This window comes from Pseudomonas sp. GW821-FHT10C09 (genome assembly GCF_059415465.1).
Genome location: NZ_JBWKNG010000003.1, coordinates 274,627 through 299,079 on the forward strand (window position 1 = coordinate 274,627; position 24,453 = coordinate 299,079).

Annotated in this window: 19 protein-coding genes, 5 tRNA genes and 3 pseudogenes; 10 read left to right on the top strand and 17 right to left on the bottom strand. The window is 59.4% G+C overall.

The genetic code is table 11. From position 1 onward, the window contains the following. Positions 1 to 29: 29 nt before the first annotated feature. Together AC07N8_RS04250 and AC07N8_RS04255 are read right to left on the bottom strand one after the other, a co-directional pair. Positions 30 to 362 (bottom strand): BrnA antitoxin family protein, encoded by a 333-nt coding sequence (locus AC07N8_RS04250; protein WP_483840175.1) that lies wholly within the window; start codon positions 360 to 362, stop codon positions 30 to 32. Positions 363 to 365: 3 nt separating this feature from the next. Further along, positions 366 to 647, bottom strand: a complete 282-nt coding sequence (locus tag AC07N8_RS04255) for a BrnT family toxin (protein ID WP_483840174.1) — start codon at positions 645 to 647, stop codon at positions 366 to 368. A gap of 256 nt (positions 648 to 903) precedes the next feature. Between AC07N8_RS04255 and AC07N8_RS04260 the strand changes: the two genes are divergently transcribed. The 3 genes from AC07N8_RS04260 (at position 904) to sorB (ending at position 4,588) form a co-directional block, all read left to right on the top strand. Next, positions 904 to 2,421 (top strand): nucleobase:cation symporter-2 family protein, encoded by a 1,518-nt coding sequence (locus tag AC07N8_RS04260; RefSeq protein ID WP_493142057.1) that lies wholly within the window; start codon positions 904 to 906, stop codon positions 2,419 to 2,421. A gap of 250 nt (positions 2,422 to 2,671) precedes the next feature. After that, on the top strand, positions 2,672 to 3,931 hold the full coding sequence (gene sorA, locus AC07N8_RS04265) for a SorA family sulfite dehydrogenase catalytic subunit (protein ID WP_493142055.1): 1,260 nt from the start codon (positions 2,672 to 2,674) through the stop codon (positions 3,929 to 3,931). Positions 3,932 to 3,940: 9 nt separating this feature from the next. Further along, a complete protein-coding gene (gene sorB, locus AC07N8_RS04270; RefSeq protein ID WP_483840171.1) occupies positions 3,941 to 4,588 on the top strand; it encodes a SorB family sulfite dehydrogenase c-type cytochrome subunit in 648 nt (215 codons plus the stop codon). Positions 4,589 to 4,609: 21 nt separating this feature from the next. Here the strand turns inward: sorB and AC07N8_RS04275 are convergent, their stop codons facing one another. From AC07N8_RS04275 to AC07N8_RS04325, 11 genes and pseudogenes are all read right to left on the bottom strand, one after another. Continuing rightward, on the bottom strand, positions 4,610 to 5,680 hold the full coding sequence (locus AC07N8_RS04275; protein ID WP_483840170.1) for a protein-glutamate methylesterase/protein-glutamine glutaminase: 1,071 nt from the start codon (positions 5,678 to 5,680) through the stop codon (positions 4,610 to 4,612). After that, positions 5,652 to 6,171, bottom strand: a pseudogene (locus AC07N8_RS04280) (chemotaxis protein CheD); the annotation flags it as partial. The gene AC07N8_RS04275 and the pseudogene AC07N8_RS04280, both read right to left, overlap by 29 nt. Further along, a complete protein-coding gene (locus tag AC07N8_RS04285; RefSeq protein ID WP_493142261.1) occupies positions 6,168 to 6,977 on the bottom strand; it encodes a CheR family methyltransferase in 810 nt (269 codons plus the stop codon). The pseudogene AC07N8_RS04280 and the gene AC07N8_RS04285, both read right to left, overlap by 4 nt. 105 nt (positions 6,978 to 7,082) lie before the next feature. Next, a complete protein-coding gene (locus AC07N8_RS04290; RefSeq protein ID WP_493142053.1) occupies positions 7,083 to 7,613 on the bottom strand; it encodes a chemotaxis protein CheW in 531 nt (176 codons plus the stop codon). Positions 7,614 to 7,625: 12 nt separating this feature from the next. Next, positions 7,626 to 8,507, bottom strand: a pseudogene (locus tag AC07N8_RS04295) (methyl-accepting chemotaxis protein); the annotation flags it as partial. A 138-nt stretch (positions 8,508 to 8,645) separates the two neighbouring features. Next, positions 8,646 to 10,106, bottom strand: a pseudogene (locus AC07N8_RS04300) (PAS domain S-box protein); the annotation flags it as partial. Between the two features lie 158 nt (positions 10,107 to 10,264). Further along, complete coding sequence (locus AC07N8_RS04305) at positions 10,265 to 12,472, bottom strand: chemotaxis protein CheA (protein WP_493142051.1); 2,208 nt, start codon at positions 12,470 to 12,472, stop codon at positions 10,265 to 10,267. A 23-nt stretch (positions 12,473 to 12,495) separates the two neighbouring features. Next, positions 12,496 to 12,822 carry an STAS domain-containing protein gene (locus tag AC07N8_RS04310; protein ID WP_493142049.1) on the bottom strand — a complete coding sequence of 109 codons (327 nt, stop codon included), beginning with the start codon at positions 12,820 to 12,822 and terminating at the stop codon, positions 12,496 to 12,498. A 22-nt stretch (positions 12,823 to 12,844) separates the two neighbouring features. Then, positions 12,845 to 13,213: a response regulator gene (locus AC07N8_RS04315; protein ID WP_027921610.1), complete on the bottom strand. Its 369-nt coding sequence runs from the start codon at positions 13,211 to 13,213 to the stop codon at positions 12,845 to 12,847. 12 nt (positions 13,214 to 13,225) lie between these two features. Further along, positions 13,226 to 14,332, bottom strand: a complete 1,107-nt coding sequence (locus AC07N8_RS04320) for a methyl-accepting chemotaxis protein (RefSeq protein ID WP_495065923.1) — start codon at positions 14,330 to 14,332, stop codon at positions 13,226 to 13,228. A gap of 492 nt (positions 14,333 to 14,824) precedes the next feature. Beyond that, positions 14,825 to 14,900 (bottom strand) — tRNA-Asn (locus AC07N8_RS04325). A 228-nt stretch (positions 14,901 to 15,128) separates the two neighbouring features. Here AC07N8_RS04325 and AC07N8_RS04330 point away from each other — a divergent pair. Then, positions 15,129 to 15,359 carry a hypothetical protein gene (locus AC07N8_RS04330; protein ID WP_310260255.1) on the top strand — a complete coding sequence of 77 codons (231 nt, stop codon included), beginning with the start codon at positions 15,129 to 15,131 and terminating at the stop codon, positions 15,357 to 15,359. On the opposite strand, the gene AC07N8_RS04335 is transcribed toward AC07N8_RS04330, so the two are convergent. Together AC07N8_RS04335 and AC07N8_RS04340 are read right to left on the bottom strand one after the other, a co-directional pair. Then, positions 15,356 to 15,556 (bottom strand): hypothetical protein, encoded by a 201-nt coding sequence (locus tag AC07N8_RS04335; RefSeq protein WP_483840165.1) that lies wholly within the window; start codon positions 15,554 to 15,556, stop codon positions 15,356 to 15,358. The genes AC07N8_RS04330 and AC07N8_RS04335 overlap by 4 nt on opposite strands. A gap of 235 nt (positions 15,557 to 15,791) precedes the next feature. After that, on the bottom strand, positions 15,792 to 16,988 hold the full coding sequence (locus AC07N8_RS04340) for an amino acid aminotransferase (RefSeq protein ID WP_483840164.1): 1,197 nt from the start codon (positions 16,986 to 16,988) through the stop codon (positions 15,792 to 15,794). A gap of 338 nt (positions 16,989 to 17,326) precedes the next feature. On the opposite strand from AC07N8_RS04340, the gene uvrB reads away from it, so the two are divergent. Then, entirely contained in the window at positions 17,327 to 19,342 is a 2,016-nt protein-coding gene (gene uvrB / locus AC07N8_RS04345) for an excinuclease ABC subunit UvrB (protein WP_483840163.1), read from the top strand. Between the two features lie 119 nt (positions 19,343 to 19,461). On the opposite strand, the gene AC07N8_RS04350 is transcribed toward uvrB, so the two are convergent. Together AC07N8_RS04350 and AC07N8_RS04355 are read right to left on the bottom strand one after the other, a co-directional pair. Further along, positions 19,462 to 21,012 carry an MDR family MFS transporter gene (locus AC07N8_RS04350; RefSeq protein ID WP_493142042.1) on the bottom strand — a complete coding sequence of 517 codons (1,551 nt, stop codon included), beginning with the start codon at positions 21,010 to 21,012 and terminating at the stop codon, positions 19,462 to 19,464. Continuing rightward, positions 21,002 to 22,051 carry an HlyD family secretion protein gene (locus AC07N8_RS04355; protein ID WP_493142040.1) on the bottom strand — a complete coding sequence of 350 codons (1,050 nt, stop codon included), beginning with the start codon at positions 22,049 to 22,051 and terminating at the stop codon, positions 21,002 to 21,004. Before AC07N8_RS04355 ends, AC07N8_RS04350 begins: the two co-directional genes overlap by 11 nt. A gap of 219 nt (positions 22,052 to 22,270) precedes the next feature. Between AC07N8_RS04355 and gltX the strand changes: the two genes are divergently transcribed. From gltX to AC07N8_RS04380, 5 genes are all read left to right on the top strand, one after another. Then, complete coding sequence (gene gltX, locus AC07N8_RS04360) at positions 22,271 to 23,752, top strand: glutamate--tRNA ligase (protein ID WP_219095866.1); 1,482 nt, start codon at positions 22,271 to 22,273, stop codon at positions 23,750 to 23,752. 189 nt (positions 23,753 to 23,941) lie between these two features. Continuing rightward, positions 23,942 to 24,017: transfer RNA gene (locus AC07N8_RS04365), tRNA-Ala, on the top strand. Positions 24,018 to 24,096: 79 nt separating this feature from the next. Next, a tRNA-Glu gene (locus tag AC07N8_RS04370) sits at positions 24,097 to 24,172 on the top strand. A 52-nt stretch (positions 24,173 to 24,224) separates the two neighbouring features. Then, a tRNA-Ala gene (locus AC07N8_RS04375) sits at positions 24,225 to 24,300 on the top strand. Between the two features lie 80 nt (positions 24,301 to 24,380). Next, positions 24,381 to 24,453, top strand: a tRNA-Glu gene (locus AC07N8_RS04380).

Genomic DNA, 24,453 nt, shown 5'->3' on the forward strand with positions numbered 1-24,453 from the left:
GTGTTTTTTGAGGCTTCACAGCGGCGCGTTCAAGGCGCCATCACCCGATGAATTTCACTGAGGACCTCGGTCAGTTTTTTCTCGAGGTTCTTCAGCTCGCCAGGGGTTATCCCTTCCTTGAAATGCCGGGCATTCCCCACAGCCGTGCGCTGATCGAGCTCGACGGGTGTTTCCCGGTGATTGAGCAACGCCTGACGCAAGGTGTTGTTGATCACCGTCTGATAGCCAAAACCCTCGCTCTCGGCGAGGGAGCGAGCCGCCTCTATGACGGCATCATCCAGCATGATGGTGATTCGGGTTTTGCCTTTGCTGGTGGCTATGGCACCACGCTTGGCATTGCTGAAGTCGTATTCATCTTTCATCGGTCAATCCTCCATGTACCGGCGACACTCGTTTTTGGTAGCGATGCGCGCGGAAATGATTCGGACGAAATTCGGATCTCGATAGGTATACGCAACGACCAACAGGCGACCTTTGGCATCCATTCCCATGATGACCCACCTTTCTTCATCATGGTGGAGGTCTTGAAACGCAAGCGCTCGCTCGTCATAGAAAACCGGCTCCGTTTCTGAAAGGCTGATGCCTTGGTGCTTTAATTTGTTGGCTGCGTTTTTTGCCTTGTGAAACTGAATTTCGAATGACTTCATTATGCATACTTTATATGTATAAGCGAGGGGCGTCCGTGCCGGCGGTCGCTTGGAATGCAGAAGCCTAGTGGGGAATGGGTAAACCGGTGATAACGATGTATTTCAAAAATTTTGAGGAGCCAGCAAGCCGCACAGATAACGCCTGAATGGACACCTGTCCATAATCTGACCGATGGGTTGTATACAACTCTATAGACATTTGTCCTGAGTATTGCATACAGTGTGCGCATAACAAAAACCAGGGAACCCCCTAACTATGAAAACGCCCCATGTTTCACACCAACGGCCCGAGGATGAAAACCTTGGGATCGGCGCGAATATGGCTTACGGCCTGCAACATGTTCTGACCATGTACGGCGGCATCGTTGCGGTGCCTTTGATCATTGGTCAGGCGGCCGGGCTCTCGCCGGCGGACATCGGATTGTTGATTGCTGCTTCATTGTTTGCAGGGGGGCTGGCGACGTTACTGCAGACCCTTGGTTTACCGTTTTTCGGTTGTCAGTTGCCGCTGGTACAGGGCGTGTCGTTCTCTGGCGTCGCGACCATGGTGGCGATTGTCAGCAGTGGCGGGGAGGGCGGGTTTCAGTCGATTCTCGGTGCGGTGATTGCCGCGTCGTTGATTGGCTTGTTGATCACGCCGGTGTTCTCGCGCATCACCAAGTTTTTCCCGCCGCTGGTCACGGGCATTGTGATCACCACCATCGGCCTGACGTTGATGCCGGTGGCGGCACGCTGGGCCATGGGCGGCAACAGCCATGCGCCGGACTTCGGCAGCATGGCGAACATCGGTCTGGCGGCGGTGACGCTGGTGCTGGTCCTGCTGCTGAGCAAGATCGGCAGCGCGACCATCTCCCGGTTGTCGATTCTGTTGGCGATGGTCATCGGCACAGTCATCGCGGTGTTCCTCGGCATGGCGGACTTCTCGTCTGTCACTCAGGGCCCGATGTTCGGCTTCCCGACGCCGTTCCATTTCGGCATGCCGACCTTCCACTTCGCCGCCATCCTGTCGATGTGCATCGTGGTCATGGTGACGTTGGTGGAAACCTCGGCGGACATCCTCGCCGTCGGTGAAATCATCGGCACCAAAGTCGACTCCAAGCGCCTGGGCAACGGCCTGCGCGCCGACATGCTGTCGAGCATGATCGCGCCGATCTTCGGTTCGTTCACCCAAAGCGCTTTCGCCCAGAACGTCGGGCTGGTGGCGGTGACCGGGATCAAGAGCCGCTTCGTGGTTGCCACGGGCGGTTTGTTTTTGGTGATCCTCGGCTTGCTGCCCTTCATGGGCCGGGTCATCGCTGCAGTGCCGACGTCGGTCCTCGGCGGCGCCGGTATTGTGCTGTTCGGCACCGTGGCGGCCAGCGGTATTCGTACCCTGTCCAAGGTTGATTACCGCAACAACGTCAACCTGATCATCGTCGCCACCTCCATCGGTTTCGGCATGATCCCGATTGCTGCACCGAACTTCTACGATCACTTCCCAAGCTGGTTCGCGACCATTTTCCACTCGGGCATCAGCTCGTCAGCGATCATGGCCATTGTGCTGAACCTGACCTTCAACCACCTCACGGCCGGTAACTCGGATCAGCAGTCGGTGTTCGCGGCCGGTACTGAACGCGTGCTGCGTTACCAGGATCTGGCAGCATTGCGTGAAGGGGATTACTTCAGCGAAGGCAAGCTGCATGATTGCGACGGGAAAGAAATCCCGGTGGTGGAGGCGGACCATGGACATGGCGAACCGCGTGCAACGCAGGCGAAAAGCAGTGAGCATGTCTGACAACACTCAAGGCATGGAAATATGAAAAAGGCGTCCTTCGGGACGCTTTTTTTATTGCCTGGACTACGCTCTGGCGACGGTGCGGGCCGAGAGGACTTGTCGTCAAATGTGAAGTCACTGACGTCAAATGAAAAGCAGTCGGCGTGCTCGTGACGATACTGGTTTCCCTGCGAAACCCCGTTTTCACATCAAGCCTGGTGGGGGAGAGCGGTCAGTTGCATCTCAGTAAAACAATTATAGAGAGCGCAGAATGAAGTTCAGTTTTATAGACAACAGCAAGCCGAGCCGCCGGCGTGTTCTACGCGATGCCTTCGTCCTGGCTTTTGCGGCATCTCCGTTGGCAAGCCTTGCCAAGGCAGCCGACAAAACCAAGGTCGCCGACGAAACCGCCGAAGAAGTCACCTTTGCTGCCGGCCCAAGACCGTTGGTGCAATACCCGCAAAAGCGCCCGTTGACCCTGGTGACCACCCGCCCGCCGCACCTTGAGACGCCGTTCCCTGTTTTCAATGAAGGGCCAATCACACCCAATGACGCCTTTTTCGTGCGTTATCACTTGGCCAATTTCCCTACCAGCATCGATCCGGACACCTACCGTCTGACGATCAAGGGCTCGGTCAACACGCCGCTGTCCCTCTCCCTGTCGGAGTTGAAAGCCCTCGCCGAGCCGGTTGAAGTGGTGGCCGTCAATCAATGTTCGGGTAACAGCCGCGGCTTCTCGATGCCGCGCGTGTTCGGCGCGCAATTGGGCAACGGTTCAATGGGCAATGCGCGCTGGGTGGGCGTTCCGCTCAAGGTAGTACTGGAAAAGGCCGGGGTGAAAGACGACGCCAAACAAGTGACCTTCCGTGGGCTCGATAAGCCCGTGTTGCCAAGCACGCCGGAGTTCATCAAGGCGCTGGACATCAGTCATGCCATGGACGGTGAGCCGATGATCGCCTGGTCGATGAACGGCACAGATCTGCCATTCCTCAATGGGTACCCGATACGTCTGGTGGTGCCTGGGTATTTCGGTACGTACTGGGTCAAGCACCTGAGCGAGATCGAAGTCGTCGACCACACCTACGACGGTTTTTTCATGGCCAAAGGTTACCGGGTGCCGGACAACGATTGTTTCTGCATCGCCCCCGGCACCACGGCGGCGCAAACCAAGCCGATTTCCAAACTGCCGGTGCGCAGCTTCATCACCAGCGTTAAACATGGCGATGTATTGCCGCTGAAAAAAAGCGTGGTGCTCAAGGGCATCGCGTTCGACGGCGGCGCAGGCGTGAACAAGGTGGAAATTTCCATCGACGGCGGGAAGAGCTGGCGCGAAGCCAAGCTAGGTCAGGACCTTGGCCGCTTCTCCTTCCGGGAGTGGACGCTGCCGATCACCTTTACCAGCAAGGGCGCCACGCAGTTGATGGTGCGAGCCAGTAACAGTGCGGGCGAGACGCAGCCGCTGCAAGCCGACTGGAACCCGGCCGGCTACCGCCGCCACGTCGTAGAAACCAGCCACGTGACTGTCGCCTGAGGGGCCCGCATGAAACTCATGAAACGCATGACCACTTTGCTGTGCGCGGCTCAGGTTGGCTGGATTGGCCTGGTTGGCGCAGCGCCGCTCTCGATCACGCTGCCGCCTGAAACGGCGGTGTTCAAACCCAGTGCGCTGCCTGGCTATCAACTGGCCCAGCAGAAATGCTCCACCTGCCATTCCGCCGATTACATCAGCTTCCAGCCTCCCGGCATGAGCCTGGCGCAATGGACGGGTGAAGCGGGCAAGATGCAGCACGTGTACGGGGCGCCGATCAGCGATCAGGATGTGAGCATTATCGGCGCTTACCTGGCGGTCACTTACGGCAGTGCCCATGCGAACGATGCCGAGGTGCAGGCAGCCTCGAACCCGTCGGCAAGCCAGCCTCCGGCAGCGCCCGTGGCCAAAGTCGATGCAATGGGTTTGCTACAGGGTAACGCTTGTCTGTCCTGCCACGCCCTCGATCACAAGATCGTAGGCCCGGCCTATCACGAGGTGGCGGCCAAGTACGCCAACGACCCGCAGGCACTGGCCAAGGTCACGTCGAGCATTCAACACGGCGGCGCCGGCAAATGGGGGGACATTCCGATGCCGCCTTTCGCGCAGCTAAGCCCGGATGATTTGCACACGCTGAGCACGTTCATCCTGCAGCAGTAAGTTCCCTGTCAACAACGCGCGTTACCTGCCATTGGTGATCGCTCTGGGGATGTCGTCCAGAGCGATCACCCGATCCACTCCACCCAATTTGATCGCCTCTTTGGGCATGCCAAACACCACGCAACTGGCTTCATCCTGAGCGTAGGTGCGTGCGCCGGTCTCATGTAATTCCTTCAAGCCACGGGCACCGTCATCACCCATGCCGGTCATGATGATGCCGGTGGCGTTTTTCCCGGCGAACTTGGCCACCGAACGAAACAGCACGTCCACGGAAGGGCGATGACGGTTGACCAGTGGGCCATCGACAACCTCGACATGGTAGTAGGCGCCGCTGCGCTTGAGCAGCATGTGCTTGCCGCCGGGGGCGATCAAGGCCAGGCCGGGAATCACCCGGTCATTGTTCTTCGCTTCGCGCACTTCTATCTGCGACAGCGTGTTCAAGCGCGCAGCAAACGAGGCGGTAAATTTTTCCGGCATGTGCTGCACGATGACGATGCCCGGGGAAACCCGTGGCAGCGCTGTCAGCACTAATTCCAGTGCCTGGGTGCCACCGGTGGAAGTGCCGATGGCGACAATCCGCTCCGTGGTTTGCGCCATGGCCTGGCCGCTGGAAGGCGGCAGAATGGCGTCGGCATTCAATTTGGCGCCCACCGGCGTAATCGCTGCGGCGTTCCTGACCAGTTGCTTGACGTTGGCCTGCGCGGCGGCCCTGACTGCCGCCACCAGCTCGGCGGAGGATTGTTCGAGGAAACCTTTCAGGCCGACCTTGGGCTTGGTAATGATGTCCACAGCCCCGGCGGCAAGGGCCTGGAGCGTGGTTTCCGCGCCTCGTTCCGTGAGCGTTGAGCAGATCACCACCGGAGTGGGGCGCTCGGCCATGATTTTCTTCAGGAAGGTGATGCCGTCCATGCGCGGCATTTCCACGTCCAGCACAATCACGTCGGGCCACTCCTTGGCCATTTTGTCCATGGCGAAGAGAGGGTCGGAGGCGGCGCCAATCACCTGGATATCCGGCTCGCGCTCCAGCAGCGCCAGCACTACCTGGCGTACCACGGCAGAGTCGTCGACCAGCAGAACCCTGATTTTTTTCATAGGCGCTTTTCGCTCTTGTTCAAGTCTTGATGGCGGACCCAGACATGGCCGCTACTGATGTCGAAGATCACGTCGCGGTGCCCGTTGCGTCCTAAATCCTCGGCGCTCAGGCGCAAATGATGGCGCGTGACCAACTGGCGTGCGGCGTTGATATTGCTGTGGGCGACGCTGTTTTCCTCGCTGTAGCCGGGGAACATCGTACCGCCGCCGAACAGCTTGACCTGGTAATCCTCGGGCCGCGTGTGGTGGCGGGCCACCTCCAGCAGAAACAGCGCCATGGCCTCGTCGGCATATTTGCCGTCGAGTGGCCCGCCGGGCTTCTGCCGGTTCGGCAGCATGTAGTGGCACATGCCGCCGATCATGCGCGCCGGGTGCCACAGGGTAATGGCGACGCAGGAACCCAACAGGGTGCGGATACGTGTGGCCGCACCGCCGAAATAGAACTCGCCGGGCTGCAGGAAAATCTCATTGCTGCCGAGGGGGCTGCTCATGGTTTGCGGTAAATCGAGGGTGAGATCAGTTTCAGGGCATCGGTAATGCCGTTCAGGCTTTCCGAATGACTGACGATGAAATAGCCACCGGGTTTGAGCCGTGGCAGCATGCGCGCGACCACCTTGCGCTTGGTCTCCTGATCGAAATAGATCATCACGTTGCGCAGGAAGATCACCTCGAACTCGCCGATATCGGGCAGTGTTTCGTTGAGATTGATCGGCATGAAATGCACCCGGCTGCGCAGGCTTCGCTCGATGAGGAACGTGCCTTCCTGACTGCCGGTTCCCTTCAGGCAATGCTTGGCCAATAAGGGATGCGCAATGTGGCTGGCGCGCTCGATCGGGTAGTGCCCTGTGCGGGCTTTGGCCAGCACCTGACTGCTGATGTCGGAACCGATGATTTCCCAAGGGGTACTGCCCAGGCCATCGGCCAGGGTCATGGCCAGGCTGTAGGGTTCCTCGCCGGAAGAGCTGGCGGCGCTCCACAAACGGAAGGTTTTGCCCGGAGCGACCTTGGGTAAAACCTGCTGGCGCAGGAAGTCGAAATGCTTGGGTTCGCGGAAAAAATAGGTTTCGTTGGTGGTGAGCAAGTCCAGGGCAATCTGCAATTCCGCAGTAGCGGCATGGCCCATGATCATCTGGAAATAGTCGCCGTAGCTGTTCAGTTGATGGTGCTTCAAACGTTTGGACAAGCGCCCGGCAACCAGTGCTTTTTTCGCGGGGCTCAGGTTGATGCCGGCGGCACGATACAGCCAGCTCTGGAACTGCTTGAACTCGCTATCCTTGAGCGTTTCTGCATTCACGATCAAACATCCTTGCCGGGTAGGGGAGCTGTACTGCAATGCAAAGTCGATCCTGTTCGAGGCGCACCAGGCGTCTCGACCAGGGTCGATAATCAGCCGGCCGGGCCGCTAGCCCGACGCGGTGTCCGCCAGTGCGCCGACCTCGGACAACTTCGCCATCTCGTCGACCGACAACACGCGGTCGGCGTTGAGGACGACGACGAACTTGCCCGCCACCTTGGCCATGCCGCTGATGAAGTCGGACCGTATCCGCGCGCCGAAGCTGGGCGCCGGTTCGATCTCACCGGCGGGGATTTCCAGTACCGCCGAGACCGCATCCACCATCAGCCCCACATCCTGAGTGCCGGCGTCCGAGTCGGCCTCGATAATGACGATGCACGAACGCCGGGTAACATCGGATTTTTGCCGGCCGAACCGCGCCGACAAGTCCACCACCGGCACCACCGCACCGCGCAGGTTGATCACCCCACGGACGAAGGCGGGCATCATCGGCACGCTGGTGATGTTGCCGTACTCGAGGATCTCCTTGATCCCGAGAATGCCGATGGCAAACATCTCGCCGCCCAGGAGGAAGGTCAGGTACTGCGCTTCCTCCTGGTGGATGGCCTCGGGTCGATTTGTATTCATCAGTGCACCCATGCTGACCTCCCGTTAAAACCGAGTGAATTCGGCTTCTGCGACGTTGCTGAGCGCGTAGTGAGTGGCCGCCCGGTGGGGCAGGTGCTTGGGAGGTAATGGCGGTTTTTTGCCCGGCGCCTGCGTCCTGTGCGCGACCGCCTTGTGCGGGCTGTCGCTGACATCGGATTCGCGGGCGAAGAAGCTCATCGCCTGTTGCAGTTGCTCGGCCTGGCTGCTCATCTCCTCGGCGGTGGCCGCCAGTTCTTCACTGCTGGAAGCATTTTGCTGGGTGATCTGGTTCAGCTGGTTCATGGCCGTGTTGATCTGTGCCACCCCGGAAGATTGCTCTTCCGACGCTGCGCTGATCTCCTGAACCAGGTCCGAGGTCTTGTTGATCGAGGGCAGCATTTCGTTGAGCAGTTTGCCGGCCTTCTCAGCCATTTCCACGCTGCTGGAGGACAACTGACCGATCTCCTGCGCTGCCACCTGGCTGCGTTCGGCGAGCTTGCGTACCTCGGCGGCGACGACGGCAAAGCCTTTGCCATGCTCGCCCGCCCGCGCCGCTTCGATGGCGGCGTTAAGCGCCAACAGGTTGGTCTGGTAGGCAATGTCGTCGATGATGCCGATGCGCTGGGCGATCTGTTTCATCGCGGCGACCGTCTGTTGTACCGAATCACCGCCCTCGGTGGCTTCCTTGGAGGCCTTGCTGGCCATGCCGTCGGTGACCTTGGCGTTTTCGGTGTTCTGATTGATGCTCGCGCTCATCTGCTCGATCGACGCGCTGGTTTCCTCGACGCTGGCCGCCTGTTCGCTGGTGGCCTGACTCATGGACTGGGCGGTAGCGCTGACCTGTTCGGAGGCGGTGACCAACGCGTCAGCCGCGGCACTGACATCCTCGATAATCGTGGTCAGCTTCTCTGCCGTGGAATTCGCGTCGTCTTTGACCTGAGCAAAGATACCGGTCGATTCTCGCGTGATGCGCTGTCCAAGGTCACCATTGGCCAGCCCGCTGAAAACACGACTGACGTCCTCGATGACGTTCGAGAGTGCGTCACAGCTGGCATTCGCATCGTCTTTGACCTGGCCAAAGACACCCGAATATTCGCGGGTGATACGTTGTTCAAGGTCGCCCTGCGACATGGCACCAAACAGTCGTCCCACGTCAGAGAAAATGACCCCGGTGGTTTCCATCAGCGAGTTGACGCCGGCGCACAGCACCTGAATCGGGCCGCTCTTGCCTTCCAGGGGGATGCGTTGGCTCAGATCGCCATCCTTCGCCGCCGAAGTGACATGCTGGGCTTGCTCTACCGCCTGTACCAGCATGTTGTTGGCATTGACCTGCGCCGTCACGTCGGTGGCATATTTAACGACTTTGAAGGGCTGGCCGTTCATGTCCATGATCGGGTTGTAGGAGGCTTGTATCCAGATTTCCTTGCCACCTTTGCCGATGCGTTTGTATTCGCCGGCATCGAATTCACCGCGCCCGAGCTTGTCCCAGAACACGCGGTATTCCGCAGAGGCGCGGTAGACCGGGTCGGCAAACATACTGTGATGTTGGCCCTTGATCTCGGCCAGGGTGTAGCCGAGCGTGTTCAGGAAGTTGTCGTTGGCGTGCAAAATCTTGCCATCGAGCGAGAACTCGATCACCGCTTGTGCCTTGCTGATGGCGCTGAGTTGGCCGGCGAAATCGGCGGCTTGCAACTTGCTCTGGGTGATGTCAGTCGCATACTTGACGACTTTGAAGGGCTTGCCGTTCATGTCCATGATCGGGTTGTAAGAGGCTTGTATCCAGATTTCCCTGCCACCTTTACCGATGCGTTTGTACTCGCCGGCATCGAACTCACCGCGCCCAAGCTTTTCCCAGAACAGACGATATTCAGTAGAGGCGCGGTAGGCGGGTTCGGCAAACATACTGTGATGTTGCCCTTTGATCTCGGCGAGGGTGTAGCCCAGCGTGTTCAGGAAGTTGTCGTTGGCGTGCAGAATCTTGCCGTCGAGCGAGAATTCGATCACCGCTTGCGCCTTGCCAATGGCGCCAAGTTGGCCCGCGAAGTCGGCGGCCTGCAACTTGCTCTGGGTAATGTCGGTCGCGTATTTGACGACTTTGAAGGGCTTGCCGTCCGTGTCCATGATCGGGTTGTAGGAGGCTTGTATCCAGATTTCCTTGCCACCCTTGCCGATGCGTTTGTACTCGCCGGCATCGAATTCACCACGCCCGAGTTTGTCCCAGAACAGGCGATATTCAGGTGAAGCGCTGTAGGCCGGATCGGCAAACATGCTGTGGTGTTGGCCCTTGATCTCGGCCAGGGTGTAGCCCAGCGTGTTCAAGAAGTTGTCGTTGGCGTGCAAGATTCTGCCATCGAGCGAGAACTCAATGACGGCCTGTGCCTTGTTGATCGCGTCAATTTGCCCTTTTAAATCCGATAACAGCGCTTGCTCTTTAAGCCGTTCTTCCTGGTTATAGCTGAATCGATTCATAAAACGGGTGACCATTGATTGATTAGCCTGATTCATGACAACTCCCAATGAAGTTCAATTTTTTATTCTGTGGCCTGTTGCATCGCTTCAGATGTTATTGAGCAGGTCAGTCATGCGCCCCTTGTTCGACACGCGTCAGTTCCCCTTGAATCAGCGCTTTGCACGTTCATCAACGGTGTTTTTCAAGTCGGTAGTCAGGCTTCAGCCAACGCCGGTTGCAGGTGGGTGTGTGCCTGTTGTTGGGTGACCTGTTGCAGCAAATTCGGTACATCGAGAATCAGTGCCACCTCACCGCTGCCCAGAATGGTCGAGCCGCCGATGCCGCGCAGGACGCTGAACAGCTTGCCCAGCGGTTTGATCACGGTCTGAAATTCACCTTGCAATTCGTCCACCACCAAACCGGCTTTCTGCTCGCCGCAACGCACCACCACTACGTTCTCGCGCCGGCCCGGGCTGCCCTCCGCGTTGAACTGTTCACGCAGGTACACCAGCGGCAACACTTCGCCACGCAAGTTCAGATAGCTGCGCTCGCGGGTGGCTTGGCGATCTTCGTCGGTCAACTCCAGGCACTCTTGCACCATGTCCAGAGGCACCACGTAAGTGGCCTGACCGACGCCAACCAGAAAGCCATCGATGATCGCCAGGGTCAGTGGCAGGCGGATTCGCACCCGGGTGCCCCGGCCAGCCTGGCTGTCGAGGTCGACACTGCCGCGCAGGGCGGTGATGTTGCGCTTGACCACGTCCATGCCGACGCCACGGCCGGAGAGGTTGGTGACGGTCGCCGCGGTAGAGAAACCCGGCTCGAAAATCAGGTTGTAGATGTCCTGATCGGACGGTGTGGCGGTGGCGGTGAGCAGGCCGCGCTCGCGGGCCTTGTGGAGGATGCGCTCGCGGTCGAGTCCGGCGCCGTCGTCGACGATTTCGATGACGATGCTGCCGGAGTCGTGGTAGGCGTTGAGGCTCAGCGTGCCTGTCAGCGGTTTGCCTGCTGCCTGGCGAACCTCGGGCGATTCAATGCCGTGATCCATGGCGTTGCGCAGTAAGTGCATCAAGGGATCGCCGATCTTTTCCACCACGGTCTTGTCCAGCTCGGTGTCGGCGCCGCTGATCTGCAGATCGATATCCTTGCCCAATTCGAGGCTGACATCGCGCACCACCCGCTGGAAGCGGTTGAAGGTGTCGCCGATCGGCACCATGCGCAGGCGCAGGGCGCTGTCGCGGATTTCCTCGACCAGGCCTGAGACCCGGGAACCGGCTTCCTGCAAGGCGTCGTTGTGGCTGCGCTGAGCCAGCAGGTTGGCGCCGGCTCCCGCGATCACCAGCTCGCCGACCAGGTTGATCAGCTCGTCCAGCTTGTCCGCATCCACGCGAACGTAGCGGTTCTCTTTGTTCTTGCTCTCCTGAATCTGGCTTTGCTTGTTCAGGGCAGCCTGCACCAGTGCGGGCGTCACCGAACGCTGCTCGACGAGGATCTCGCCCAGGGGGGCAGCCGGGGTGTTTGCTTCGATAGGGGCGCTTTGTTCGTGCAGGGCCTTTTCCAGTTCTTGCGGGGTCAGGGCGCCGCTGCTGACCAGCAGCTCTCCCAGACGGGCCGCATCTTCTGGCAGTCGATCAATCAGCTCGATGTATTCGGCGATCTTGCTGTGCGGCGGGAGGATGTGGATCAGGCAATCGTCGCGCACGAAGTCGAAGGCTTCGGCGATGGCTGCTTTGTCCGCGGTGGACTGGTAGTCAATCTCGAAGCCCAGGTAGCAGGCTTCGGCGTCCATGGCATCGGCCTGCGGCATGCCATCGGCCAGGGTGGTGATGCGAACGATCTCGCCCTGGCTGTTGAGGTAGCGCAGGAACGACAGCGGGTCCATGCCGTTGCGCAGCACTTCCTGGCCGAAGCGCAGGGAGATGTGCCAGAGGTCGGAGGCCACGCTGTCATCCGCGCAAACCTCGGTCAGATAATCGGTATTGAACGGCGCAACGGCAGTGGCGGATGGCTCCAGCGAAAGCGTGATGACCTGGTAGGTGTTCAGGCGTTGGCGCAGGCCGCTTTCCCGAGTCTGTGCCGGGGTATCCAGTTGACCACCTTGGGCGGCAACCACGTTGACCAGCTCCAGCATGTGGTCGCCGCATTCCAACAGCAGGGCGACCAATTCGCTATTGATGCCGACCGCGCCGTCACGCACACGATCGAGCACGTCTTCGACAATATGAGTGAAGCCAACAACCGGCTCCAGGCCGAACAGCCCGGCCGACCCCTTGATGGTGTGCGCGGCACGAAAGATGGCGCCCAGGGTGTCGCTGTCGCCCGGTTCGCTCTCCAGTCGCAGCAACGACTCTTCCATATCCTGTAGCAGTTCGCGGGCTTCGGCGATGAAGGTTTGCAGGGCTTGATCGAGATTTATACTCACGCTGAATTCCTTTTGCGCTGAGGTCAGCTAGCGGCCGAGTAGGAAATAACCAGAGGATCGCCAAAGAAAGCGGCGAGGTTGCACAGGTCGAAGATTTCCAACACCGCGCGGCTGTGCCCAGCCAGGCGCAAGGTCGTGCCGACGCGCGTGGCTTCGCGTTTGGCCAGCAACAGCTGCTGCATGCCGGCGCCGTCCATCTCGCTGACCTGGGACAGGTCGATTTCCAGCTCGCCAGGCCCGGCCAGGTGGGGCAATAGCTGTGCCTTGAACTCGGCCGCGGTATAGATGTTCATCTCGCCTTCGATATGCAGCTGGCACAGGCCATTCAGTGTGGCTACGCGGATGTTCATGCTCGCCTCCGGATTCGGTCGATCAAGGCAGGATCAGTTTGGCGACGGCGGCCAGCATCTGTGCCGGCTGGAAAGGCTTGACCACCCAGGCCCTGGCCCCGGCAGCCTGGCCTTCCTGTTTCTTCGCTTCCTGGGATTCGGTGGTCAGCATGATGATCGGGGTGAACTTGTAGTTGGCCAGCTTCTTCACCTCCTTGACCAACGTGATGCCATCCATGTTGGGCATGTTCACATCGCTGATCATCAGGTGGATTTTCTGTCCGTTCAGCTTGGTCAGCGCATCTTTGCCATCGCTGGCCTCGATCACGTCGTAGCCAGCCCCTTTCAAGGCAATGCTGACCACCTGGCGTACGCTGCTGGAATCGTCGACGACCATTACGGTTTTAGCCATGCTGCTCTCCTGCTAGAAGAAAGTGATTTCCTGTTCCTTGGCGGCGCTGGAACTGTGTCCGTGATGGATTTGTCGCTGCTCATCGGTGGCGTAGGTCAGCTCCATGCTCGCCAACCAGGCACGGGCATCGATCTGTTCCAATTGATCCGGATTGCGCTGGCCGTTCTGCAAGTGCTGGTGCAAGGCCTGCATGTTGTCGCGAACATGGGAGAGGATCTGGCTGACGCGATCCTGGAACTGCAGGCCGATCAGGACCTCGCTGATTTCGTCACGGATGCCGACGCTCTCTTGCTGCAGCAACTCGGTAGAGCCCGACAGGCGCTGGGTAATGCTGTGAAAACGATCCAGTACATGTTGAATGCTGGCTTCGGAGGCGGAGACCGAGTGCTGGTCATTCGCCGAAGTGTTGTCGGCGACTTCGACCAGTCGGGTGATGGCGCTGTTGATGATGCCGACGGTGGCCGACATCTTTTTCCCGGTGTCGCTGGAGAGACTCGACAAGCTACGCACTGCATCGGCCACCACGGCGAAACCACGGCCGGCTTCGCCTGCTCGAGCGGCTTCAATCGCGGCATTCAGCGCCAAGAGATTGGTTTGCGCAGCAATCGCCGCAACTTCTTTAGACATGCTCAGCAGTTCGCCGGTGTAGTCGGTGAGGCTGCGCACTTGTTCCAGCATCTCGTCGCGGCTCAGTTGCGTGGCCTTGAGGGAATTGACCACCTGCGTCAGTTCCGTTTCGCTCTGCGCGAGCACCACCACCGCGCCGCTCTGGGCATCGCCGGCCAGGCCTTCAGCCGCTTGCTGCGAAGTCTGCACGGCTTCTTCCAGCTTGCTGTAGATGCCTGAGAAGCGCTGGCTCAGCGTGACGATGGCCTGCTCGGTCTGGCTGCGGGAGTTCTCGATCTGCTTGGTCCAGATCGGCACCGCTTCCAGGCACACGGCCTCCAGACCGTTGGCTGCGGACGCGGCACTGGCGGCCTGATGTTGGCTCAGGCTGCTGGCATGGGCGTGGCTCAGTGCCTGGTCGAATAGCTTGCGCTGAATGCGGACAATCCAGGCACTGGCACCGCCGCCGCAGGCGAGCAGAATCAGGGCGGCCGTCACTTGCGGTGCTGCCATCCCGGCAAAGGCCAGTAGCGACACAGCACCGCCCGAGGCAATGGCCAGGACGGGCCAAATCAAGGGGGTGAAATCAGGTCGAACGGAGGAATAATTGCGGTCAAAGTCATAGGAAGACAAGGGCTGGTCCTTATTCAAATCGCTCCATTCGAGCGGCAAAATGTGTCACCGATAGCGAAGTGCCTGCCCCTGTGCTTGCAGCTGAATCGTTGCAAATTCAACGGCTTGGCCATCGCTGGCGACAGGTCATATTGCTTTGGAACTAATACAAATTGTTGCTGTCTTGGACGATAGCAGTAGGCCACCCTTTTGCAAGGAAGCAACCGCGTCAGCCAATGTTTTATTTAGTGCTGGTTGCTAATTTTCAGCGTGACTGCGAGGGGTTGTTAATTGCATTGCGGGGAAGGGCGGAGAGCAGGGGTGAGTTGGATAACTCAATAAACAGGCACAAAAAAAGGCCAGCTAAGCGCTGACCTTTTTTGTGTATCTAGATGGCTCCACGACCTGGACTCGAACCAGGGACCCAGTGATTAACAGTCACTTGCTCTACCAACTGAGCTATCGCGGAATGGCGCCTATGTTACTGATTCAAAAAGAGAAGTCAAGCGCCTGATAGCAACTTGAGCGATTCGTCGGGACAGACGGTGGTTTATCGACCGTGGGCGGTTACCAGAATCGTCCCAGAGGTCTACCATGGCTGCCCGGAAGTGGTCACACGCGCTACCGGCCATTCGCCGAAACAGGTACGCGCCATGAACCATTCAATCCTTGCACCTCACACCAACGGGGTGTTCGCATGAGCATCGCTCAGATCAGCTTGCCCAAAGGTGTCGGCCCTCACGCCGAAAAACTGCTCGACGCAATCACGCAGGCCGGCACGGCCGAGGATCTGAACCGTGCCGGTGGCAAGGCTGAAGGGTTTGTTCTGGGCCTGGAGAGTGCCAAGGCGATCAAGAGTCAGATTGCCGAGTCGCTCTATGTCGCCTATGACGACGCCGCCAGCCAGCGTGCTACTGAACTGGCTTAACCGCCGAACGTAAAAGTGCCAAGCATCATTTTGGCGTAGAGCGTTGTGGCGGCCAGTTGCACCAGCCACAAGGCCAGGCCGCCGAGAAACACACCCGCAGCGACTTGCAGTACCAGGTTATTCCCGCGTTTGGCCGGGGTGCGAGGGACGAAGTCGTCCAGCTCATCGCGGTCGGCGCGTAGGTCATCGTTTTTCATGTGGGTTCTCGTCAGAATTCTCGGGTGTACACAAAACTTGTGGGAGCGAGCCTGCTCGCGAAGGGGCATTGCATTCAACATTGATGTTGTCTGACACGACGACTTCGCGAGCAGGCTCGCTCCCACATTTGATCTGCGTGCAGTCTAGAGCGCTCGTTCGCTGTGCTGGGAATTATCTGAAGCAAACAAAACGGGAAGCCCAAGGGCTTCCCGTTTTTTTTTACTGCTCGATGACTCAGATCACCGCAACGATGGCCTTGGTCACTGCGTCAATGTTGCTCTGGTTCAACGCCGCCACGCAGATGCGGCCGGTGTCCAGGGCGTAGATGCCGAACTCGGTGCGCAGGCGGGTGACTTGCTCAACCGTCAGGCCGGAGTAAGAGAACATGCCACGCTGACGGCCGACGAAGCTGAAGTCACGCTGCGGGGCGTTTTTTGCCAGGGTGTCGACCATCTGGATGCGCATGCCGCGAATCCGCAGGCGCATTTCAGCCAGTTCTTCTTCCCACTGGGCGCGCAATACCGGGCTGTTCAATACAGCGGCGACGATGCTTGCACCGTGGGTTGGCGGGTTGGAGTAGTTGGTGCGGATCACGCGTTTGACTTGCGACAGCACGCGCGCGCTTTCTTCTTTCGATTCGCTGACGATCGACAGGGCGCCAACGCGCTCGCCGTACAGCGAGAACGATTTGGAGAACGAGCTCGATACGAAGAAGGTCAGGCCCGATTCAGCGAACAGGCGCACTGCGGCGGCGTCTTCGTCGATGCCGTCGCCAAAGCCTTGATACGCCATGTCGAGGAACGGCACGTGGCCTTTGGCTTTAACCACTTCCAGCACGTTGTTCCAGTCCGCCGGGCTCAGGTCCACGCCGGTCGGGTTGTGGCAGCAGGCGTGCAGCACAACGATCGAGCCTGCGGGCAGGGCGTTCAGGTCTTCGAGCAGGCCGACGCGGTTTACGTCGTGGGTCGCGGCGTCGTAGTAGCGGTAGTTCTGCACCGGGAAACCAGCGGTTTCGAACAGTGCGCGGTGGTTTTCCCAGCTCGGGTCGCTGATTGCCACGACGGCGTTCGGCAGCAGTTGCTTGAGGAAGTCGGCGCCGATTTTCAGCGCACCGGTACCGCCCACAGCCTGGGTGGTGATGACGCGGCCAGCGGCGATCAGTGGCGAGTCATTGCCGAACAGCAGTTTCTGCACAGCCTGGTCGTAGGCGGCGATACCGTCGATTGGCAAGTAGCCACGGGAAGCGTGTTGAGCGACGCGAATCGTCTCGGCTTCGACAACGGCGCGCAGGAGTGGAATTTTCCCCTCCTCGTTGCAGTAAACACCGACTCCCAGGTTGACCTTGTTGGTACGGGTATCGGCGTTGAATGCTTCGTTGAGGCCCAGGATTGGATCGCGTGGTGCCATTTCGACAGCGGAGAACAGGCTCATTTTTGCGGCGGCTCTGAATGGAGAGTGGAGGGACGTGTGGCGCTCCAGCCGAATGCACTAGAGCGGTGCACAAACGGGGAGCTAGTATAGAGGCCATCGGCGACCGATGGCGACAGCCGTTTCGGCTTTTCAGCTAAGTTTTTCCGATTATTTTTCGACCGTTAGTCGATTGCCGTCGTCAAAGGATTCACGGGATGTAGGACGTTTGCCTTGAAAGAGCAGGCAATCGACTCCACATTGAGCACAATCCAGTTTTTTCCTCGGGCGACGTCGGTCGTTTGCGGTCTTTCTCGTTGCTGTCCGGTTTGGCCGGACAGGCGCGACCCCAGGGGTATCGAATGTCTGAATTCCAGCTAGTCACCCGCTTCGAGCCCGCCGGCGATCAGCCGGAAGCCATCCGCCTGATGGTCGAGGGCATCGAAGCCGGGCTGGCGCACCAGACGTTGCTCGGTGTGACCGGTTCCGGCAAGACCTTCAGCATCGCCAACGTGATCGCGCAAGTGCAGCGTCCGACCCTGGTGCTGGCGCCAAACAAGACCCTGGCCGCGCAGTTGTATGGCGAGTTCAAGGCGTTCTTCCCGAACAACGCCGTCGAATACTTCGTTTCCTACTACGACTACTACCAGCCCGAAGCCTACGTGCCGTCGTCGGACACCTTCATCGAGAAGGATGCATCGATCAACGACCACATCGAGCAGATGCGTCTGTCCGCGACCAAGGCGTTGCTGGAGCGCAAAGACGCGATCATCGTCACCACCGTCTCATGCATCTACGGTCTGGGCAGCCCGGAAACCTATTTGAAGATGGTGTTGCACGTGGATCGCGGCGACAAACTCGATCAGCGCGCCTTGCTGCGTCGCCTGGCGGACCTGCAATACACCCGCAATGACATGGACTTCGCCCGTGCGACCTTCCGCGTGCGTGGCGATGTGATTGACATCCACCCGGCCGAATCCGACTTCGAAGCGATCCGCATCGAGCTGTTCGATGACGAGGTCGAGAGCCTGTCAGCCTTCGATCCACTGACCGGCGAAGTGATCCGCAAGCTGCCGCGCTTCACGTTCTATCCGAAAAGCCACTACGTAACGCCACGAGAAACCCTGCTCGGTGCCGTCGAAGGGATCAAGGTCGAGTTGCAGGAGCGTCTGGATTATCTGCGCACCAACAACAAGCTTGTTGAGGCCCAGCGTCTGGAGCAACGCACGCGCTTCGACCTGGAAATGATCCTCGAGTTGGGCTATTGCAACGGTATCGAAAACTACTCGCGCTACCTGTCCGGCCGTGAATCGGGCCAGGCGCCACCGACGTTGTTCGACTACCTGCCGGCCGACGCCTTGCTGGTCATCGACGAATCCCACGTCAGCGTGCCGCAGGTTGGCGCCATGTATAAGGGCGACCGTTCGCGTAAAGAAACGCTGGTGGAATACGGTTTCCGCCTGCCGTCGGCGCTGGATAACCGGCCGATGCGTTTCGACGAGTTCGAAAGCATCAGCCCGCAGACGATTTTCGTCTCGGCGACGCCCGGCAATTACGAGGCGGAACATGCGGGGCGTGTCGTTGAGCAGCTTGTGCGTCCGACGGGGCTGGTCGATCCTCAGATCGAAATCCGCCCGGCGTTGACCCAGGTCGACGACTTGCTCTCGGAAATCGGCAAGCGTGTCGCGCTCGAAGAGCGGGTGCTGGTCACGACCTTGACCAAGCGCATGTCCGAAGACTTGACCGATTACCTGGCCGACCACGGCGTTCGCGTGCGTTACCTGCACTCGGACATCGACACCGTGGAGCGGGTCGAAATCATTCGTGATTTGCGCCTCGGTACGTTCGACGTGCTGGTGGGGATCAACCTGCTGCGCGAAGGCCTGGACATGCCGGAAGTGTCGCTGGTGGCGATTCTTGATGCGGACAAGGAGGGCTTCCTGCGTTCCGAGCGCTCACTGATCCAGACCATCGGCCGGGCGGCGCGAAACCTCAACGGTCGGGCAATTTTGTACGCTGATCGCATCACCGGTTCCATGGAGCGGGCGATCGGCGAAACCGAGCGTCGTCGCGACAAACAGATCGCTTTCAACCTGGCCAACGGCATCACGCCGAAGGGTGTGTTCAAGGACGTCGCCGACATCATGGAAGGTGCCACCGTGCCAGGCTCGCGCAGCAAGAAGCGCAAAGGCATGGCCAAGGCTGCCGAGGAGAGCGCCAAGTACGAAGCGGAATTGCGCTCGCCGGGTGAGATCGCCAAGCGTATCAAAGCCCTGGAAGAGAAGATGTACGCGTTGGCGCGTGATCTGGAGTTTGAAGCGGCGGCGCAGATGCGTGATGAGATTGGCAAGTTGCGGGAGCGGTTGATCACTGTCTGAATTTTGCAGTGCCTGGGATGGCCTCTTCGCGAGCGGGCTCGCTCCCACAGGGATTACACTGAACCTTGTGGGAGCGAGCCTGCTCGCGAAAACGGTCGCCTGAGCTCCGCAGGTCTTGACTAGTGTGCTTCCCCTGCCTTAATCCCCTCCGGCAATTTCTTGGTCAGCAAGATTGCGAGCATGCTCACCCCCAACGCAATCCCGACAAAGTGAAACGCATCGTTGTAAGCCATGATCGACGCCTGCTGATGCGCAATCTCACTGATTTTCCCCAGCGCCGCCGTCTCATTGCCCAACCGGTCCGCCATTGACGCCAGCCGCTCGGCCACCTGTGGATTGCTCGGCACGATGGCTTCGCGCAAGTAATCGAAGTAGGTCTTGGTTCGCGCATCCAGCAGCGTGGCGAGGAGGGCGATGCCAATCGCGCCGCCGAGGTTGCGCAGGATGTTGAACAGGCTCGACGCCGAGCCCGCGTCCTGCGGCAGGATGTACGCGGTGGCGATCAGCGAAATAGTGACCATGATCAGGGGTTGGCCGAGCGCGCGGATGATCTGGATCTGATTGAACTGCGGTCCGGCAAAGTCCGGGTTCAGCACCCCCGATGAAAAACTCGCCAGCCCGAACAAGCCGAATCCCAGCGTGCACAGCCACTTCGGCGAAATGTACTTCATCAGCTTGGGCACCAGCGGAATCAGAAACAGCTGCGGCACGCCCATCCACATGATCACTTCGCCGATCTGCAGGGCGTTGTAGTTCTGGATCTGCGCCAGATACAACGGCAACAGATAAATCGAGCCGTACAACCCGACCCCCATCCCCAGGCTGGAAATACTCGACAGGCCAAAGTTGCGGTTGCGCAGGATGCCGAGGTTGATCAGCGGGTTGGGCTTGGAAAACTGCACGATCACAAAGGTGATCAGGCTGATCAGCGCAATGCTGCCCAGGGCTACGATCAGGTTCGATTCCAGCCAGTCCTTGCGATGGCCTTCCTCCAGAAACACCTGCAAACAACCGAGTCCGACGCCAAGGGTGAGAATGCCCATGTAATCGGTGCTTTTGAGCAGCTCCCAGTGCGCTTCCTTCTTTTCGAGGCCATACATCAGGCCGGCGATCATGATCAGGCCCGGCGGCACGTTGATGTAGAAGATGTATTCCCAGCCCCAATTCTCGGTCAGCCAGCCGCCCAGCGTCGGGCCGATGGAAGGCGCGAAGGTGGCGGTCATGGCGAACATGGCCATGCCTTTGGCGCGGTGATGTTCCGGGAGTTTGATCAGCGTCAGGGTGAACGCCAGCGGGATCAGCGCGCCGCCGGTAAAGCCTTGCATGGCGCGGAAGACGATCATGCTTTCCAGGCTCCACGCCATGGAACACAGCAGCGAGGAGGCGAGGAATCCCAGTGAAACCCACACCGCCAGTCGCCGCGCCGAGAGCAATTGCACCAGCCAGGCGGTCAGCGGAATCATGATGATTTCCGCCACCAGGTACGAGGTGGAAATCCACGAACCTTCCTCCAGGGTGGCCGACAGGGCGCCCTGAATGTCTTTGAGCGAGGAGTTGGTGATCTGGATATCAAGCACGGCCATGAAGGCGCCGAGCATCACGCTCATGACTGCGATCCAGTCCCGCCGGGTCGGTTCGCCGACCGGGCGGATCAGTTGATCACCGGCCATCGCCAGGGGCGTCTTTGATGTTCACTTTGGCGGTGACTGACATGCCCGGCCGGATCCTGCCGCGCAGCGGATTGTCCGCGTCGAACGTCAGTTTTACCGGAATCCGTTGTACGACTTTGGTGAAGTTGCCGGTGGCATTGTCCGGTGGCAACAGGCTGAACTGCGCGCCCGACGCGGCGAACAGGCTGTCGACGCGTGCCTTGATCGGCGTGTCGCTGTAGGCGTCGAAGGTCAGCTCGGCGCTTTGGCCGGGCTGCATGTGGCCGATCTGGGTTTCCTTGAAGTTGGCCTGAATCCAGATGTCCTGGTCCGGGACGATCGACAGCAAATACGCGCCGGCCTGCACCACTTGGCCCTCACGGGCAGCACGCTGGCCGATCAGGCCGCTGATCGGCGCGTGGATTTCGCTGCGGGTCAGGTTCAGTTCGGCTTGCGCGAGGTCGGCCTTGGCGTTGGCGATCTGCGCGTCGAGGCGCTTGATCTCGGCATTCAGTGCGTTGACCTGCTGGCGTTGGCCCTGAGCGTCGGCCTGGGCCTTGGCCACTTGCGAGCGCGCGATGTGGTTGTCGGCGGACAGGGTGGTCACCCGTTCTTCCGAGATGTAGCCGGGTTTGCGCAAGGTCTGGGCGCGGGTCAAATCGATGAGCGAGCGGCCGAGGCTGGCCTGGCTGGACGCGACCTGCGCTTCGCTGGCGGCGATCAGGCTCGATTGCTGGGTCAGTTTGCTTTGAGCTTGCAGGCGTTCGGCCTGGCGGGTGGCGAGTGTCGCGTTGGCGCGGTCGACGGCGAGGTTGAAATCGGCGCCTTCGAGCTTGATCAGCAGCTGGCCTTTCTCGACGTGCTCGTTGTCGTGCACCAGTACTTGGTCGATGCGCGCGCCCAACTGACTCGAGACACGGGTGATCTCGCCCTGGACATAGGCGTTGTCGGTGCTTTCATAAAACCGTCCCTTGAAGAACCACTGGGCAAAGAAACCCCCGGCAATCAGCAGGACGAGCAACAGGAAAATAAACAGGCGACGCTTGAGTTGGGCAGGCATGGGGCAGACTGTAGTCGAGAAATTGTAAGGAAAGTTATCAGCTGGTGAATCTGTCATACAGCCGACAAGCGGTAAATGCCATCGGCTGATATTCGGCCATTCACCCGGGGATACGCGCGTTGTAGGCGCAAACTTGGCTTAAATGCCCTGCTCACTGGAGCCGGGCGGGTATCGCCTGTTACCATTCGCCCTTTGATTTATCTTCATTCGAGACTTGCCATGACCACCGTCCGCACGCGCATCGCGCCATCGCCTACCGGGGACCCCCACGTAGGTACCGCTTACATCGCTTTGTTCAACTACTGCTTTGCCAAGCAGCATGGCGGTGAGTTCATCCTGCGGATCGAAGACACCGACCAGTTGCGTTCGACCCGCGAGTCCGAACAGCAGATTTTCGACGCCCTGCGCTGGTTGGGTATCGACTGGAGCGAAGGCCCGGACGTCGGCGGCCCGCACGGTCCTTACCGTCAGAGCGAGCGCGGCGATATCTATCAGAAGTATTGCCAGCAACTGGTTGAAATGGGCCATGCCTTCCCGTGCTTCTGCACCGCCGAAGAACTGGACCAGATGCGCGCCGAGCAAATGGCTCGCGGCGAAACCCCGCGTTACGACGGCCGTGCGTTGTTGCTTTCCAAGGAAGAAGTCGCGCGCCGCCTGGCCGCAGGCGAACCTCACGTAATCCGCATGAAAGTGCCGAGCGAAGGCGTGTGCGTGGTGCCGGACATGCTGCGTGGCGACGTCGAGATCCCATGGGATCGCATGGACATGCAAGTGCTGATGAAGACCGACGGCCTGCCGACCTACTTCCTGGCTAACGTGGTCGACGACCACCTGATGGGCATCACCCACGTCCTGCGCGGCGAGGAGTGGCTGCCATCGGCACCGAAACTGATCCTGCTTTACGAGTACTTCGGCTGGGAACAACCGGAGCTGTGCTACATGCCGCTGCTGCGTAACCCGGACAAGAGCAAGCTGTCCAAGCGCAAGAACCCGACCTCGGTAACGTTCTACGAGCGTATGGGCTTCATGCCGGAAGCGATGCTCAACTACCTGGGGCGCATGGGCTGGTCGATGCCGGACGAGCGCGAGAAATTCTCGTTGCAGGAAATGGTCGACAATTTCGACCTGAGCCGTGTCTCGCTGGGCGGACCGATTTTCGACGTCGAGAAGCTGTCCTGGCTCAACGGCCAGTGGTTGCGTGACCTGCCAGTGGAAGAGTTCGCTTCGCGCCTGCAAACCTGGGCGCTGAACCCTGAGTACATGATGAAGATCGCGCCGCACGTTCAGGGCCGGGTTGAAACGTTCAGCCAAGTGGCTCCGCTGGCCGGGTTCTTCTTTGCCGGTGGCGTGAATCCGGATGCCAAGCTGTTCGAATCCAAGAAGCTGTCGGGCGATCAGGTTCGTCAGTTGATGCAGTTGATCCTGTGGAAGCTGGAAAGCCTGCGTCAGTGGGAAAAGGACAGCATCACCGCGACGATTCAGGCAGTGGTCGAATCGCTGGAACTGAAGCTGCGTGACGCCATGCCGCTGATGTTCGCGGCGATCACGGGGCAGGCCAGCTCGGTGTCGGTGCTGGATGCGATGGAAATCCTCGGTCCGGACCTGACTCGTTTCCGCCTGCGTCAGGCGATTGACCTGCTGGGCGGCGTGTCGAAGAAAGAAAACAAGGAATGGGAAAAACTCTTGGGCAACATCGCCTGAGGACGTTTGACCCAGCAGCAACCGCCGAAGGGCGCGATCATTTGATCGCGATCTTCGGCGCTCCCCCTGATTTTCCGGGGGGAGGGCGGTAAGTGATTGTTATGTCGGCAAAAAACTTTGAAATATTTTAAAAATAAGTTTGACAGCTTTTCGATCCGCCATTAAGATTCGCCCCGTCCTCAGCGATGAGGGGCTATAGCTCAGCTGGGAGAGCGCTTGCATGGCATGCAAGAGGTCGACGGTTCGATCCCGTCTAGCTCCACCAATTTACACTTCAAGGTCTGGCCACACCGGCCTTGAAGCGATCAGCACTCAGCGCTGATCTGTTGTATAGAAGGGTTTGCGTCCCCTTCGTCTAGTGGCCTAGGACACCGCCCTTTCACGGCGGTAACAGGGGTTCGAGTCCCCTAGGGGACGCCAGTTTTACAGAAGCAGTGTCGCAAGATGCTGCTCCGCCGCCAGGCGATAAATCGGGGCTATAGCTCAGCTGGGAGAGCGCTTGCATGGCATGCAAGAGGTCAACGGTTCGATCCCGTTTAGCTCCACCAATTTTACAGTTCAAGGTCTGGCCACACCGGCCTTGAATCGATCAGCTCTCAGCACTGATCAGTTGTATAGAAGGTTTTGCGTCCCCTTCGTCTAGTGGCCTAGGACACCGCCCTTTCACGGCGGTAACAGGGGTTCGAGTCCCCTAGGGGACG

Excerpts from the sequence above, each read along its gene's own strand:
- AC07N8_RS04250 (WP_483840175.1), bottom strand. The coding sequence starts at position 362 with ATGAAAGATGAATACGACTTCAGCAATGCCAAGCGTGGTGCCATAGCC.
- AC07N8_RS04255 (WP_483840174.1), bottom strand. The coding sequence starts at position 647 with ATGAAGTCATTCGAAATTCAGTTTCACAAGGCAAAAAACGCAGCCAAC.
- AC07N8_RS04260 (WP_493142057.1), top strand. The coding sequence starts at position 904 with ATGAAAACGCCCCATGTTTCACACCAACGGCCCGAGGATGAAAACCTT.
- sorA (WP_493142055.1), top strand. The coding sequence starts at position 2,672 with ATGAAGTTCAGTTTTATAGACAACAGCAAGCCGAGCCGCCGGCGTGTT.
- sorB (WP_483840171.1), top strand. The coding sequence starts at position 3,941 with ATGAAACTCATGAAACGCATGACCACTTTGCTGTGCGCGGCTCAGGTT.
- AC07N8_RS04275 (WP_483840170.1), bottom strand. The coding sequence starts at position 5,680 with ATGAAAAAAATCAGGGTTCTGCTGGTCGACGACTCTGCCGTGGTACGC.
- AC07N8_RS04290 (WP_493142053.1), bottom strand. The coding sequence starts at position 7,613 with ATGGGTGCACTGATGAATACAAATCGACCCGAGGCCATCCACCAGGAG.
- AC07N8_RS04310 (WP_493142049.1), bottom strand. The coding sequence starts at position 12,822 with ATGAACATCCGCGTAGCCACACTGAATGGCCTGTGCCAGCTGCATATC.
- AC07N8_RS04315 (WP_027921610.1), bottom strand. The coding sequence starts at position 13,213 with ATGGCTAAAACCGTAATGGTCGTCGACGATTCCAGCAGCGTACGCCAG.
- AC07N8_RS04320 (WP_495065923.1), bottom strand. The coding sequence starts at position 14,332 with ATGGCAGCACCGCAAGTGACGGCCGCCCTGATTCTGCTCGCCTGCGGC.
- AC07N8_RS04330 (WP_310260255.1), top strand. The coding sequence starts at position 15,129 with ATGAGCATCGCTCAGATCAGCTTGCCCAAAGGTGTCGGCCCTCACGCC.
- AC07N8_RS04335 (WP_483840165.1), bottom strand. The coding sequence starts at position 15,556 with ATGAAAAACGATGACCTACGCGCCGACCGCGATGAGCTGGACGACTTC.
- AC07N8_RS04340 (WP_483840164.1), bottom strand. The coding sequence starts at position 16,988 with ATGAGCCTGTTCTCCGCTGTCGAAATGGCACCACGCGATCCAATCCTG.
- uvrB (WP_483840163.1), top strand. The coding sequence starts at position 17,327 with ATGTCTGAATTCCAGCTAGTCACCCGCTTCGAGCCCGCCGGCGATCAG.
- AC07N8_RS04350 (WP_493142042.1), bottom strand. The coding sequence starts at position 21,012 with ATGGCCGGTGATCAACTGATCCGCCCGGTCGGCGAACCGACCCGGCGG.
- AC07N8_RS04355 (WP_493142040.1), bottom strand. The coding sequence starts at position 22,051 with ATGCCTGCCCAACTCAAGCGTCGCCTGTTTATTTTCCTGTTGCTCGTC.
- gltX (WP_219095866.1), top strand. The coding sequence starts at position 22,271 with ATGACCACCGTCCGCACGCGCATCGCGCCATCGCCTACCGGGGACCCC.